General features: G+C 41.3%; 19 protein-coding genes. All 19 read left to right on the top strand.

Translation table 11 applies throughout. The features are described from left to right. Nucleotide 1: 1 nt before the first annotated feature. Complete coding sequence (locus BK049_RS05100) at nucleotides 2–937, top strand: phage major capsid protein (RefSeq protein ID WP_071167995.1); 936 nt, start codon at nucleotides 2–4, stop codon at nucleotides 935–937. Beyond that, the gene (locus BK049_RS19475) at nucleotides 937–1083 is read left to right on the top strand and encodes a hypothetical protein (RefSeq protein ID WP_167358856.1); all 147 of its coding nucleotides are present in this window, start codon (nucleotides 937–939) and stop codon (nucleotides 1081–1083) included. The genes BK049_RS05100 and BK049_RS19475 overlap by 1 nt, the downstream gene beginning before the upstream one ends. Nucleotides 1084–1094: 11 nt before the next feature. Then, nucleotides 1095–1952: a phage minor head protein gene (locus BK049_RS05095; RefSeq protein WP_071167994.1), complete on the top strand. Its 858-nt coding sequence runs from the start codon at nucleotides 1095–1097 to the stop codon at nucleotides 1950–1952. Further along, nucleotides 1952–2287, top strand: coding sequence for a phage head-tail connector protein (locus BK049_RS05090; protein WP_071167993.1), 336 nt, complete (start codon nucleotides 1952–1954; stop codon nucleotides 2285–2287). The genes BK049_RS05095 and BK049_RS05090 overlap by 1 nt, the downstream gene beginning before the upstream one ends. 4 nt (nucleotides 2288–2291) lie before the next feature. Then, nucleotides 2292–2792: a hypothetical protein gene (locus BK049_RS05085; RefSeq protein ID WP_071167992.1), complete on the top strand. Its 501-nt coding sequence runs from the start codon at nucleotides 2292–2294 to the stop codon at nucleotides 2790–2792. Then, nucleotides 2792–3142, top strand: a complete 351-nt coding sequence (locus BK049_RS05080) for a hypothetical protein (RefSeq protein WP_083381084.1) — start codon at nucleotides 2792–2794, stop codon at nucleotides 3140–3142. The genes BK049_RS05085 and BK049_RS05080 overlap by 1 nt, the downstream gene beginning before the upstream one ends. Continuing rightward, nucleotides 3135–3614 carry a phage neck terminator protein gene (locus BK049_RS05075; protein ID WP_081378175.1) on the top strand — a complete coding sequence of 160 codons (480 nt, stop codon included), beginning with the start codon at nucleotides 3135–3137 and terminating at the stop codon, nucleotides 3612–3614. Before BK049_RS05080 ends, BK049_RS05075 begins: the two co-directional genes overlap by 8 nt. A 4-nt stretch (nucleotides 3615–3618) precedes the next feature. Then, nucleotides 3619–4653: a DUF3383 family protein gene (locus BK049_RS05070; protein ID WP_071167990.1), complete on the top strand. Its 1035-nt coding sequence runs from the start codon at nucleotides 3619–3621 to the stop codon at nucleotides 4651–4653. A 14-nt stretch (nucleotides 4654–4667) separates the two neighbouring features. Further along, nucleotides 4668–5063: a phage structural protein gene (locus BK049_RS05065; RefSeq protein WP_071167989.1), complete on the top strand. Its 396-nt coding sequence runs from the start codon at nucleotides 4668–4670 to the stop codon at nucleotides 5061–5063. Nucleotides 5064–5154: 91 nt separating this feature from the next. Continuing rightward, complete coding sequence (locus tag BK049_RS05060) at nucleotides 5155–5457, top strand: hypothetical protein (protein WP_145939390.1); 303 nt, start codon at nucleotides 5155–5157, stop codon at nucleotides 5455–5457. 22 nt (nucleotides 5458–5479) lie between these two features. Then, nucleotides 5480–5605: a hypothetical protein gene (locus BK049_RS19950; protein ID WP_008348699.1), complete on the top strand. Its 126-nt coding sequence runs from the start codon at nucleotides 5480–5482 to the stop codon at nucleotides 5603–5605. Beyond that, complete coding sequence (locus tag BK049_RS05055; RefSeq protein ID WP_071167987.1) at nucleotides 5606–9232, top strand: tape measure protein; 3627 nt, start codon at nucleotides 5606–5608, stop codon at nucleotides 9230–9232. Next, nucleotides 9232–9777: a LysM peptidoglycan-binding domain-containing protein gene (locus tag BK049_RS05050; protein ID WP_071167986.1), complete on the top strand. Its 546-nt coding sequence runs from the start codon at nucleotides 9232–9234 to the stop codon at nucleotides 9775–9777. Before BK049_RS05055 ends, BK049_RS05050 begins: the two co-directional genes overlap by 1 nt. Nucleotides 9778–9787: 10 nt before the next feature. Beyond that, entirely contained in the window at nucleotides 9788–10138 is a 351-nt protein-coding gene (locus tag BK049_RS05045; RefSeq protein ID WP_071167985.1) for a phage baseplate plug family protein, read from the top strand. Next, on the top strand, nucleotides 10125–11120 hold the full coding sequence (locus tag BK049_RS05040) for a phage protein (protein WP_071167984.1): 996 nt from the start codon (nucleotides 10125–10127) through the stop codon (nucleotides 11118–11120). The genes BK049_RS05045 and BK049_RS05040 overlap by 14 nt, the downstream gene beginning before the upstream one ends. Continuing rightward, complete coding sequence (locus BK049_RS05035) at nucleotides 11120–11464, top strand: Gp138 family membrane-puncturing spike protein (RefSeq protein WP_008348688.1); 345 nt, start codon at nucleotides 11120–11122, stop codon at nucleotides 11462–11464. Before BK049_RS05040 ends, BK049_RS05035 begins: the two co-directional genes overlap by 1 nt. After that, nucleotides 11461–11823: a contractile injection system sheath initiator gene (locus BK049_RS05030; protein ID WP_071167983.1), complete on the top strand. Its 363-nt coding sequence runs from the start codon at nucleotides 11461–11463 to the stop codon at nucleotides 11821–11823. Before BK049_RS05035 ends, BK049_RS05030 begins: the two co-directional genes overlap by 4 nt. Further along, entirely contained in the window at nucleotides 11810–12988 is a 1179-nt protein-coding gene (locus BK049_RS05025) for a baseplate J/gp47 family protein (protein ID WP_244887368.1), read from the top strand. The genes BK049_RS05030 and BK049_RS05025 overlap by 14 nt, the downstream gene beginning before the upstream one ends. Then, nucleotides 12985–13614 (top strand): DUF2612 domain-containing protein, encoded by a 630-nt coding sequence (locus BK049_RS05020; protein ID WP_071167981.1) that lies wholly within the window; start codon nucleotides 12985–12987, stop codon nucleotides 13612–13614. The genes BK049_RS05025 and BK049_RS05020 overlap by 4 nt, the downstream gene beginning before the upstream one ends. Nucleotides 13615–13625 lie beyond the last annotated feature (11 nt).

The raw sequence follows: 13625 nt of genomic DNA, 5'->3' as shown, positions 1-13625 counted from the left end.
CATGCCAACATTTGATCCGAAAACAGTATTGTTACAAGACGCAGTAAACGGAAAGATTCCAACGGAGCATGCAGAAATTGTTATGAAAGAGTTCATGCAAACATCTGCTATCTCACAACTAGCAAAATATGAGCCAATGACAAAGCCTGAAAAGACTTTTACTTACTTAGCAGAAGGACCAGGAGCCTACTGGGTAGGAGAGGGCGAACGTATTGAAACAAGCACTGCTAAATGGCTCACCGCAAAGATGACAACCAAGAAGCTAGGGGTAATCATTCCTGTTTCTAAAGAGTTTTTACGATACACTGTTTCAGACTTCTTTACTCAAATGCAATCAGCTATCAGAGAAGCCTTTGCTGTGAAATTTGACCAAGCAGCATTATTCGGAACAGAATCACCGTTTGAAAAAGGTGTTTCAGTTATGGAAAGAATCAATACTTCTGGTCAAAAGGTTGAATTAGGCACAGGAGCAGGTAGCAATTCAACAATCTATGATGACTTAGCTGCTGTTATGGCGTTAGTGGAAGATGCAGACAAAGATCCTGATGCATTTACAACTATTCGTAAATTCCGCCAAAAGTTGAGAGCGTCAAAAGATAACAACGGTTTACCTTTGTTCAACCAAGTAACAGCAGATGCAACGCCTCAAGCGCTAGGTTTACCAATTGGATTTGTTGACAGTAAATCTTGGGACAAAACAAAAGCTGAATTAATTACAGGTGCTTGGGATTATGCGCGATACGGAATTTTACAAGATATTGAGTATGCTATTTCAACTGACGCAACCCTAACTACAGTGGTAGATGAGAATAATGTTCCGATCAACCTTTTTGAACGTGAAATGTTTGCTCTTCGAGCGACTATGCAAGTAGGTTTCACTACTTTAGCTGATGATGCATTCGCTGCTATCACGCCAAAAGGGGCTGCTGGTGAGTAATGAAAATTAAAAAAGGTAAGCACTCACTTGATGTCACTGAAAGAGCCTTTGAAGTCATCTACAAAGACTTAGGCTATAAGCTCGACAAAAAGGGCGAGAAGCAAGATGAAGTAGAGGAAGTTCCTGAAGAACTAGTAGAAGAATAAGGGGGATGACGGTGGATAAAGGGAAATTTTTAAACGAGCTTTTGAAGCCGTTGGACCTTAAAGAGCGAGGGGCCATGAGAAGGTTAAAAAAGCTGTATCGTGAAGCCTCAAAGGAATTTATGAGTTCTCTTACGGATCTGTACGAGAAATTAGATCAAGGTGAAGACCTTTCATATGCTGACATTAATCAATTCGATGATATAGAAGCCTTGAAATCTCAAATAATTGCTTTGGCATCCAAGCTGGATACCCGCTCTCAAAAGGAAATCATACGGCTCTTAGAAGACACTTATGATTTCTCTTATGATTGGATGGCATCCGTTGTCGAAGCAATGATTGATCAAAAGCTAAGAAATGCAACGCCTTCTTTGCCAAAGTTAGTTGAAGAAGCTCGTAAGAACGCTGTATATGGACTCAAGCTAACGCAAGCATTGGAAAAGCATCGCGCAATGATTGTGAAGGATATAAACGAAGCAATTGAAAGAGGTTTCATTGAGCGTGAACGCTTTTCTGATATTGCTAGACGAGTTAGAAACGCATTTGATAGCTCCTACTATAGATCGACCGTTATCGCTCGTACAGAAGCCCACAGAGTGCGAGAAAAAGCCACGCACAATAAAGCTGAAGAATTTGAGCAACAAGGCATAGTTATGGAGAAGGTATGGAACAACGTTGATGATGAGCGGGTCCGACAAACTCGAAAGGCGAATCATAAGGCGTTGCAAGGTCAGCGTAGAAAGGTCAATGAACAATTTGATCTAGGAAATGGTGTCACAGCAGTTGCGCCCGGACAATCAGGCAGCGCAGCCAATGACATACATTGCCGCTGCTTTCTAACATATGAAGTAGTTGGACTGAGGGGTGAATAATGGACTTAATAGAGTTGAAAACCCGCTTAGAGATCCCTTTAGATGATGAGTCACAGGATGAAAAGCTTAAACTGGAATTGCAAGATGGCATTGAATACGCACAAGAATATTGTAACAACTCCTTTTTAAACAAAGAGGGGTTACTTGAGTTGCCTTCACCAGTCAAAAAAGGAATTGCCATGATGATTAAAATTGACCGCTCGAATGAGGTGGGTGTTTCCTCCGAATCTATCGGCGGCATGAGCAAGACATACACAAGTGATTATACGCGTTACGAGGCTGTGTATAAGCTGTGGAGAAAATACAGGAAAGTTAAGTTCCGCCCGTTGAGGTGATGATATGGGGCGTATAAAGATCAAAGACAAAAACCGTATTCCAAAAGTCGTCAACGCACTTGGTAATGGAGAGAGAAAAGCAAGGGTGGGCGTTCTTGGAACAGGAAAAGAAGCCATGATTGCAGCTGTGCATGAATTTGGTACACGTATCACAGTGACGCCAAAAATGCGTGCATATCTACATTCTCAAGGTCTACATTTGCGAAAAGACACCACTCACATTGTCATTCCCGAACGTTCTTTTATTAGATCAGGCTGGGATGAAAATGAACGTGAAATCCTGCGGAAGCTGGACAAATTTCTGCTTGAAGCTGTCCAAAAAGGAATCAGCACTCGAAGCATAATGAATGCCATCGGTCTTGAGACAAAGGGCAAAATACAAAAATACGCCCGGGATCTGAAGTCACCAGCAAACCAACCATTTACCACTCAACAAAAAGGATCATCAAATCCGCTTGTTGATACAGGTGAGCTGATTGGTTCCATTGATTATGAGGTGCAGTGATGAGCCAATTCAATTTCATGAAACTCATAGGCAAATATAGTGTGACTTTTGATCTCATTGTGCATAGTGAAGGAGATTATGATGATATCGGACGCTGGCAAGATGGTGAACCCATAACCACCAAGCAAAAAGGGGCGCTTGTTGTTCTACCTAGTCAATTAATCTATCAATCAGGTGGCCGTTTAACGACACTTGACCGCCAACTTTATATCAGCAAATCTGTGGAGATCCCTTTGAAATCTAAAGTGATTTTTAAAGGAGCCACATACCATGTTGAATCTATGAACCCTTTCGAGGATTACGCAGACTTCAATAGTTACATCTTAAAGGCGGTGAGCAGCTTTGATTGATTACGAGTCCATTATAAGCACGGTGATTGGTGTCATCAGAGACAGTACAGGTCACAAAGTTATTGAGGGAAATGGAACAGGGAAGCAGCCTGCTTATCCTTTTTGCACATATACCGTTACTTCCCCGTATATTCCCCAACATCGGGGAATTATCGAAGGTGATGCGATCACTGAAGATGTAGATATTTTCTTTTCGTTCACTTGGATTTCCGATGATGCTATTGAAGTGATTTCTTTAACACAACAGACTGCTACGCTTTTGAGAACAATGAAGGCGAAGCAGGTTCTTTATGATAAGGGAATTGCGTTTATTAAAGCGGAGGGAACAGGTAACAGAGATACATTTCTATCTATTGAAAATGAGCGTCGACATGGCTTTGATGCAAGGTTTAGAGTACGAGTAACACATAACGGGGCAGAGTCAGAGTATTTTGATTCCGTCACCATAAATAACGAGAATATAGGAGGGTAATTACATGCCTTTATCAGACGTAAAAGTCAAAATTGATATTTTAAAGCCCACAACGCTTGTAGGTCTTGGCATTCCGCTTATCTTGGTTAAAAACACTAGCGCAACTGAAAGTGTTTATCGAGAATACGGATCGCTAGAATCGTTAAAGCAAAACTACGGGGAAAGCACGGCTACTTACAAAAAGGCGGCGGCTATCTTTGCACAAGGTGACAATGCGCCGAATAAGGTTGCTGTGGCTTCATTTGGACATGAATTCGAAACAGGAGATACAGAGAACCCTAAACAGGTTTTCAGCGTTAGAAACGCACTAGAAGAGTATTTTGACAAAGACTTTCATTTTGTATTACTGGCTGCTGTCAATGCGGAAGATCGTCTTGAAGCTTCAAAATTCTTTGAAGAGAAGTCATATAAATTTGTTGTCTTGAAAGTGGCGTCATTTGACGAGCTTGAGCAATATACAGGAAAAGATCGGACCATCGTATTCCATCATCCGCTTGTTGATGAGGAACCGGATGCTGCGCTTATTGGAGCAATTGCAAACAAGCCTGTCGGTTCTGTTACATGGAAATTTAAGAATCTCGTTGGTGTCACACCACAAGATTTCAAAGTCGATACGTTGGAAAACATCCACAAGGCGGGCGCCATTGCATTTGTGACTAAAGCTGGCCGTAATCAAACAAGCGAGGGTATTACGGGTTCGGGTGAATTTATTGACGTGCTGCACGGCAAAGACTGGGTCAAGCTTAACATCGAGACGTCAATTCAAATCGCTCTAAGCACTACTGACAAAATCCCTTACACAAATGAAGGGTTCGCTTTATTAGAATCACAGATTATCAATGTTTTAGAAACAGCATTCACAAACGGCATCATTGCACCTGACGAGGATGGACAGCCTGTTTATTCTGTTCAATCGAAAGGTCGAAGCGAAATGACAGACGAAAACCGCAAAAACCGTGTGTATGACGGATTGTCGTTTACATTTGAGCTTGCCGGAGCGGTTCACACAGCTGAAATCACAGGGGAAATTATTATTTAAAGGGGGCTTAATCAATGGCATACACATATAATCCGATGGACGTCACCATAACGGTGGCCGGTAAAATTGTAACAGGATTTTCAGAAGGCACTATGGTTTCCGCATCTAAGGATGAAGATAACTTCCAAACGAAAATGAGTGCTAAAGGTGAAGCTAGTATGGCTATTACCAACAATCGACTTGGCACTATCACATTAACATTGTCACAAGGTTCACCATTCGTTGCATTACTAAACCAGTACGCAAATAACGGTAAACAATTTCCCATCTGGATCAAGAATAATGGTGAGATAAAAGAAACATTCGGCGGGACCAAAGCTGCTGTTAAAAAGAATGCTGATGCAGAGTATTCAGATGAAGTCGGAGATAGAGAGTTTGAAATTCAAGTCTTTGATTACACAGTGAAATAAGATGGCTCAAAAAAAGAAAACGAACACACGAAAGCAGTCTGAAAAGGCTGCTTTTCTTTATATGAAAAAACCACTAAAGGAGAGAAAACCAATGGCTAAATACGGCGAATCGAAAGAAGTAACAGTAAAAGGTGTCACATATACACTCGTTCATCCAGGAGTAAGAAAGGTAGTTCAATTGCAATCATCTGTAGCTGCTGGTGATGGCTCTATTAATTTAGATGCCTTGTATGACGGTTACATGAAACATGTAATTCACAGTCCTAAAGTAGATTGGTCACATTGGGATGAGCAAGGATTAAAAGCCTTGCAGGAGGTCATGAACGAATGTGACACGTTTCTTACAGCGGAAGACGAAGGACAGGAAGTATTACAAGAACAAAGCAAAAAGTGAGTGGGACATGTGGCGGCTAGTGATGGAGCGAGTGATCAGTTTTGATGTTGCTAGATATATGACGCCTGACGAGATCGCTGAAGCTAATGCCGCCCTTGATCTCATGATAGAAGCGAAGAACAAAGCAAATCAGAAAGGAGGTAAATAAATGTCTCAACCTTTGCGGACCACTGCCATAGAATTAAAACTTATTGCTAACTCGAAACCATTGCAACAAATGAATACTCAAGTAAATAGTATGCTTAGTAGTATTCAGGGAGCAGATCGACCAATACAAGCAATGAGTAGTGGTCTTAACAACACTAGTCAAATTGCAGCTGGAGCAACCAGACAACTTAGGCTGGCAAATGGACAGGTTGTAAACCTTTCCCGTGGAATGAGAACAGCTAGTCAAAGTGTCAGCACAACAAACACAAATATCAACACAGCAAGCCGTAGTATAATGCGTTTCACAAGATCCACTGACACAAGCGCTAGAACAATCCGAGTGGCGAATAGTCAGCTATCTGCAATGCGTACTAGATTAGAAGACAGTACAAGCAATGCAGGAGCGCTAACTCAGCAAGTGAACCGTATGGGCGGCCAAGTGGGTGGACAGTTTCAACAGATGACACAAAGCGCATCAAGGTTAGGTGGAGTTTTTGGCAGAATCCCATCATCGGTTAGTTCAATGTCTCGAAGTGTTGCCAATAGTGTTAAATCAGGTATCACAGCACCATTCAGAGAAGCAAAAACAGCTGTACAAGGCTATGCAGGAGCATTAGGGTTGTTATCGGGTGGAGCTTTAGCCGCAACAGGGATGGGGCGTTTATCTGCTATTGAGCAGGCTAAAACCTCTTTATCTGTTTTGATGGGCGATGCGAAGAAGGCACAAAGTTTTTTAGACGATATGCTGGCCTTTGCTAAAACAACACCATATGCATTTACAGACATCGCAAACAGTGGTAGAAATCTTATTGCTTTTGGTATGGATGTTAAGAATGTAATACCTACTATGCAAGCAGTTGGGGATGCCGCCGCCGCAAGTGGTAAAGGTGCTGAAGGATTTAGACAGATCAGTGATGCCTTTGGAGCTATGCAGGTATCAGGTACCTTGTCTATGGAAGAAATGAACCGGCTCATGGATGCCGGTATACCAGCTCTAAAGATATTGGCGAATGAAACAGGTCAAGATGTTATGGATCTGAAAAAGGTCATTTCCAAAGGGGCTTTTGAAAGTGAAGAAGCAATTGCTGCGCTTGTAAAGGGGATGCAGAAAGGAACCAAAGGAGCAGCTGGCGAAACAGCAGCGATGGCCGGTATCATGAAAGATTCAAAAGATACGTGGGTCGGATCTGTAGATAGCATGAAATCGTCAATCAGCTCAACGATGGCAAAGATCATGGAGCCTGCAAAGCCTCATATTCAAGCTGCAATGGGATGGTTTTCTACTCAATTTAGTAAATTGCCTGATGTGATTTTTGGTCTTGGTAAAGTAATGCAGCCTGTTTTCAATACGATTGGCTCTATATTTAAAAATATTTCAGGTCCAGCCCAAACTGCTAAACAAGCGATTATGGGTGTATTTGGCGTTATGCAAGGTAAAGGTACAGGAGATCGTTTAGAAGGTTACGGCATATTGTCACAGCTTTTCCCTCCAAGTACGGTAGATATGATTGTGGGAGTAACAGATAAAGTGAAATCGGTTTTTGATACAGTTAAAGCCTCCATTGCTGGTGTATCACCGTATGTACAAGCTTTCATATTGAGTTTTATTTCAACTATGAAAAGTATGGCACCGGTGTTTAGTACGATTTTCAACGGATTATTGTCTGCCGTCCAATTTATTGCGCCATACATAGGCCAAGCATTGGGGGGAGTGTTTAGCTTTTTGGCGTCCATTGGAAATCAAGTGTCAGCATTTTGGAAAGAAAATGGCACACAAATAGTCCAAGCACTTCAGAATGTCTTTAGTGTCTTACAAAAGGTGTTTGTGTTCTTGATGCCGATAATACTTACAATTGTTCAATCTGTATGGGGAAATATTAAAGGTGTTATCACAGGAGCTTTGAACATCATTATGGGAATAGTGAAGATATTTACAGGGCTATTTACAGGTGATTTCGGAAAGATGTGGGAAGGTGTAAAACAATTATTCTTCGGAGCAGTATCTTTTATTTGGAACGGATTACAACTTCTATTTATAGGCCGCATCGTAAAAGGAATCATGGGGCTTGCAAAGAGTGTCGGTGGTCTAGTAGCTGGTATGTGGAATGGTGTAAAAAGTTTCTTTGTTAACGGTGCGACAAATGCTTCAAACCTAGTTGTAAATATGGGGAGAATGATTGTTAAGGGTTGGAGTTTTGTAAAGAATAACGTCGGTAGATTAGCCGGCGCTCTATGGGACCTAGTTAAGAAAAAGTTTGGCGATATGGTTGAAGGTGCAAAAGCGTTGCCCGGTAAGATTGGCAAGGGTATTAAATCAATGGCATCTAAAGCAGTTAGTGGCGTCAAAAGTCTTGGTAATATGTTGGCGGGAGCATTAGCAACCGCTGTGAACGGAGTAACGGGCGGAATTAACTGGGTACTAGAAAAAATCGGTTTAAAAGATGTGAAAATCCCAAAATGGACACCGCCTAAATATGCGAATGGTACAAATGGTCATCCGGGAGGTCCCGCAATATTAGGTGATGGAGGCGGTCCCGAACTATATAAAACACCGTCTGGCCATGTTGGATTATCGCCGGGAACCGACACACTGATGAATCTACCAAAAGGAACGCAGGTATTATCGCATAAACAAACCCTTGAAACTCTTGGAAATGTCCCTATGTATGGTGATGGAACTAAAGGGAATCAAAAAGGGTCAGGATGGCTTGGTAAAGCTGTTGAGGGAGCAAAAAACGTTGTTGGAAAAGTGAAAAACGCTGCCTTTGATGTGTGGGACTATATTTCTAATCCTACAAAGCTTATGAATAAAGCCTTTGAAAAGTTTGGTGGAAAAGTACCTTCATTAGCTGGAGGTTTTGGTGATATAGCAAAGGGTCTATTTACTAAGGTAAAAGATGGCGTAATGAGTTGGGGAAAGAAAAAAATTGAGAGCTTTGGCGGTATGTTTGGCGGCGGTGGATCTGCTGCCGTTAAAAAATGGGTTGCTCAAGCTATTTCGATTAAAGGAATTAGTCCTAGTTATGCTGATGCCCTGCAAACCATCGCCATGAAAGAGTCAGGCGGAAATCCTAATGTAGTCAACCGATGGGATAGTAACTGGAAAGCTGGACATCCGTCACAAGGACTTATGCAGTTTATCCCAAGTACATTTGCATCTTATAAAGAACCAGGTTACGGCAATATTAAAAACCCGGTTCATCAAATCATAGCGGCAATTAACTATCTTAATAGACGATACGGCGGCATCTATAACCATCCGGGTTTAAAATCAATGGCGCGGGGTGGTCCATATAAGGGATATGCAACAGGTGGCCGTATCATTGGTGATCAATGGGCAATGGTTGGTGAGCAAGGACCAGAGCTTATGCGTTTGTCCGGCGGGTCAACAATTTACAACAACCGTAGAACAAACAGCATGTTAAGTGACGCAGCTTACACACCTTCATCTAGTTCGACAACATATTCTAATTCTTCAAATAGTAATAGTTTTTCACCAACAATTTACGTTCAAGTTTCAGGCGGTGCAACAGGTAGCGAAAGCAGTATTAAGCAAGCTGTTCAAGAGGCGTTGGATGAAGTTTGGAATAAATTGAACCCAATGTATGAGCCAGAGGGGGAATATTGATGGCGAAGCTAGGGAAAATCAAAATAGTTAACGAAAAAGAGTCGGATAATCCAGAAGTAGAAGTGACATCATACCCTGTGGAAAAAGGAATTCCCATAACGGATCATGTACAACGAAAACCCGAAATCACTTCAATTTCGGGTTTTTTGCTGGGCAAAAATCCAAACAAAGACTTTGCGTATCTTAAAAAGCAGATGTATGCGGGTAAACTGCTTAACTACACAGGAAGAAAAGTAGCGAAAAACGTAGTCATTACCAATCTATCCCGTGATATTGGAGAGTATAAAAACGGCTTTGCTATCTCAGTTGAGTTACAAGAAATCCGTATTGCAAAAAGTCCGTTTGTAAAAAAGAAAGTGAAATCATCTGGGAAAAAGAAGAAATCAAATACAAAGAAGAAAAGCGCCGTCTATCACAAAGTGAAGAAAGGCGAAACATACAGCCACATGAGAATGTGGTACGGTACGAGCCTATCACAGCTGAGACGCTGGAATAAGTACCCTGACCGCCGCATTCCTATAGGGGTCAAATTACGGGTGAAGTAGGGGGAGCAAAATGGCAACGAGAGACTATATTCCGATTGATATAGAAGACATTCCGCAGCAGTTTGAGATCGACTTAGCTGACAGCACTTTTGTTTTTCAAATCAACTATAACGAAACTGATGACAGCTATTCCATCGACCTGTATGACATGGACATGGAGCCAATCGTACTAGGTGAAAAAATGATTTTAAATGTGCCATTGTGGGATGACATTATAGATGATCGTTTGCCAGCTCCTTCGTTAGTACCGTTAGACGAATCAAATACAGAAACTCGGCTTTCATCAGAAAACTTCATGAAAACTGTGTTTCTGTATATTGACGATGTTGGCGAGGAAGGTGAAGAAGATGGCGACGAATAATAACAAATTGTTATTCGGTCGTATTGTTAAAGTGACGATTGATAGCGGTTCTTATAAAGGGACCTTTGATTATAAAGACTTAGAAGTTCGCTTTGAAGTTCCCTTTGATGATGATGCAAAGCCAAATGAAACAAAGGTTGAGATTTTCAATCTAAGTAGTAGCACGATCAATAAAATCAAAAAAGGTGCTACTATGACCGTTCAGGCGGGGTATAAAAGCGACTTTGGGGTATTAGCCATCGGAAAGGTTACTAAGGTACTGACACGGCGTACAGGGGTCGATAAAATCACTTCAATTTTCATGAAAGAAGGAGACGATTACTCTCATATTAAGGTTGATCAAAATACCGCTGATGCTCCTGTGAAATATTATGCCAACAAGCGGTACAAGCTGAAGAAACCATTGAAGGTTGAAACAAAAAAAGTGGTCAAATTGAAGTCGGGTAAGACATCTGTCCGCAAAAGCACACGAACAATCAAATACAAAACAGTCCGTGAGGCGAAATACAGAAAACAATCCATGAAAATCACGTTTAAAAAAGGAACCACGGCCCGCACAATTATAAATCGTTTAATCCGCATTCTTGATATAAAACTTGCGAAGCTGTCTTTGCCTAGAAACAAGGTATATAAGAAAGGGTACACAGTCACAGGCAGTATCGAGAAGAAATTAGAAGAAGTTGTGCATGATTGTGGTGCTTCCTTGTATTACAGGCGTGGTCGTCTTGTTATCAGGTCGATCACAGAGGGGGACGATGAGCGGTTTGAGTTAAAAGAATCAACAGGTTTGCTTGACTCTCCTGAAGCGTTTGAGGATGAAAAGCTTAAAGGGTACTCGGTTAAATGCTTATTGCAACACCGCATAACCACCGCTTCAATTATTATCATAAAGAGCAAAACAGCCAACGGAAAGTATCGTGTTAAAAAAGGTAAGCATGTTTTTGACGGAAACGATTTTTACACAGAAGCGGATGTGATCTAATGGCAGCAGATACGAATTTTTTCGATAATCTTATAAAAGGCATCAAGCACTCGATTCATGTTTGCGCTCCTGGTAGGGTCGTTTCTTATGATGCTGCCAGTCATACGGCAGATGTAAAACCGCTCTTTATGACGGCTGACGACGACACTTTATATGAACAACCATTGATACAAGACGCCCTTGTGTTAAAGCATGTCGAGCCAGATATAAAGGTTGGGGCTATGGTATTTCTATCATTTGCAGATAGGGCGCTTGATAATTTAACAAACAAACCTTTTGATCCTGATAGTACCCGTACACACGATATAACAGATGCTGTAGTGATTGGGGTGTATGACGGATGAAAACTTTAAAACTGGTTAATGGTGATCTTATTTTAAAAGATGGAGAACTAGAAATGGTCGAAGGCGAAGAAGAGCTGGCACAAGCTGTAGAAATGATCTTGAAAACAAGTTTAGGAGAGTTTGAACTAGATGAGTTTTTAGGTGTCGATCGTGAAAACCTTCTTGGAAAAAACCTCGATGAAGAAGAAGCGCAATATGACATCATTGAGGCAATAGCTCAAGAAGAACGTATTGCCACAGTAGAAGATATAGAATTTCAATTTGATCGAAAAGCACGCTCCAGTCGTATCAAACTAAAATTGATCAAAGAAGAAGACGGCCAAGAGTTACAGTTAGGTGGTGTTGATGTTGTTGAATGAAAATGGTTTCCAGCGAAAAACATATTCAGACATTGTAGACGAAATGGAAGATAAGGCAAAGGAACAGTTCGGGGAGGATGTAAATACATCAAGTCGGACTCCTCTTGGAATTATTTTTAGGATCATTGCATGGTTCCTTGCAGGTGTTTGGGACATCGCTGAAAAAGTATATAACAGCGGCTTCGTTAGTAAGTCTGAGGGGGTGCAGCTTGATAGATTAGGCAATAACAATGGAATTACAAGAGAGCCGGCAAGTGAATCATATGCGACGCTTGAAATTGAAGGTGAACCGGGTCACATCATTGAAGAAGAAACCCAGTTTGCAACGGAATCAGACATATATTTTGAAGTGCTTGAAGAAGCAACAATTGATACTAATGGAAAAGTTTTAGTTGATGTCATATCAGTCGATAAAGGCGCAATGAACAATGTGGCAGCTGATACGATAACTGTGCAAGCTGAACCAACGGAAAATATCACGTCTGTGACCAATCCCGAAGCGGCCGCCGGTGGTTCCGATATTGAAATAGATTCAGAATATCGTGCACGAATTAAGAGGTCCGTGGAAGGTAGTTCAGCATCCACGCACAGCGGGATCATTGCAGCACTGATAAAAACATCCGGGGTCCGTTCAGCTAATGTGGTGATGAATAACACAATGGAAGTAGATGCTGACGGGAACCCACCTAAAAGTATTCATGCTTATGTACTTGGAGGTATAAAAGAAGATGTGGCTGATTCACTTTTTAATAGTGTAGCGGCAGGCATAGAAACAGTAGGTAATCAATCTGTTGTCATTACTGATTTAAGCGGAATTGATCATACAGTCAATTTTGATTTCGCTCAAGAGGTGAAAATCTATGTCCGCCTTGAATTAAAGACAAATGCATCATTCCCCATAGATGGGGAGGATCTGATCAAGAATAATGTTGTATATAAAATTGGTGGTGTGGACGAATCGGGGTCTTCATTCACTGGATCTCAAATGGGCGACGATGTTATCTTGTCTCAACTATATAATGCTGTGTATCAAGTGGCTGGTGTTGATGATGTTGTGATCAAGATTGGGAAAACTCGTGATACTCTCGGACAATCGAACATAGAGATTGAGCCTAAACAAGTGGCACAAGTTCTTTTCTCGGAAATCGAGGTGGTACATGTATGATAAAGGACTTAATCAATAAGCTGACCGATGCTTTTCAGAAAGATGAGAAAAGCAATATCGGAAAGCTTTTTTTAATTGTAGATGAACAACTGACCGCAGTGAGGAAGACGCTGACTACCGCAGAAAAATGGCGTGATATAGATAATGCAAAAGGTCATGGTCTTGATTTAATAGGTGATAACGTTGCTCAAAATAGAGGCAGAGCCACAGATGAAATTTATAGGGTTCTGATCCGTGGTAAAGTAGCACGGAACATCTCTGATGGAACAACAAACCGTATTATAGAAGCTCTTGCGAAGACTTTGAATTGTGCTTATGAAGAGATAAATATCTACACTGTGAAAGAAGATAATGAAGATGAACCAGCTGCAATCATTGTGAAAAAGGCACCACTTGAAGCACTTAATAAAGTAGGAATGTCCGCCACGCAATTTTCATCTATTGTGCAAAAAACAGTTGCTGCTGGTGTCCGAGTTGCTTATATCAATCTTAATGGAACTTTCAGTTTTTCATCTATTCCTGATGAAATCGAGACAAGCCAATTCGGGTTTTCATCTGATGGAACAGACGGTGGCACATTAGGTGGCATCTTTGAACCAGAGGATGATTATCCACTACCAATCTAATAAGGAGGGAA

This window comes from Bacillus xiamenensis, from assembly GCF_001857925.1.
GTDB lineage: Bacteria > Bacillota > Bacilli > Bacillales > Bacillaceae > Bacillus > Bacillus xiamenensis.
This window is presented reverse-complemented; position numbering and strand designations above follow the sequence as displayed.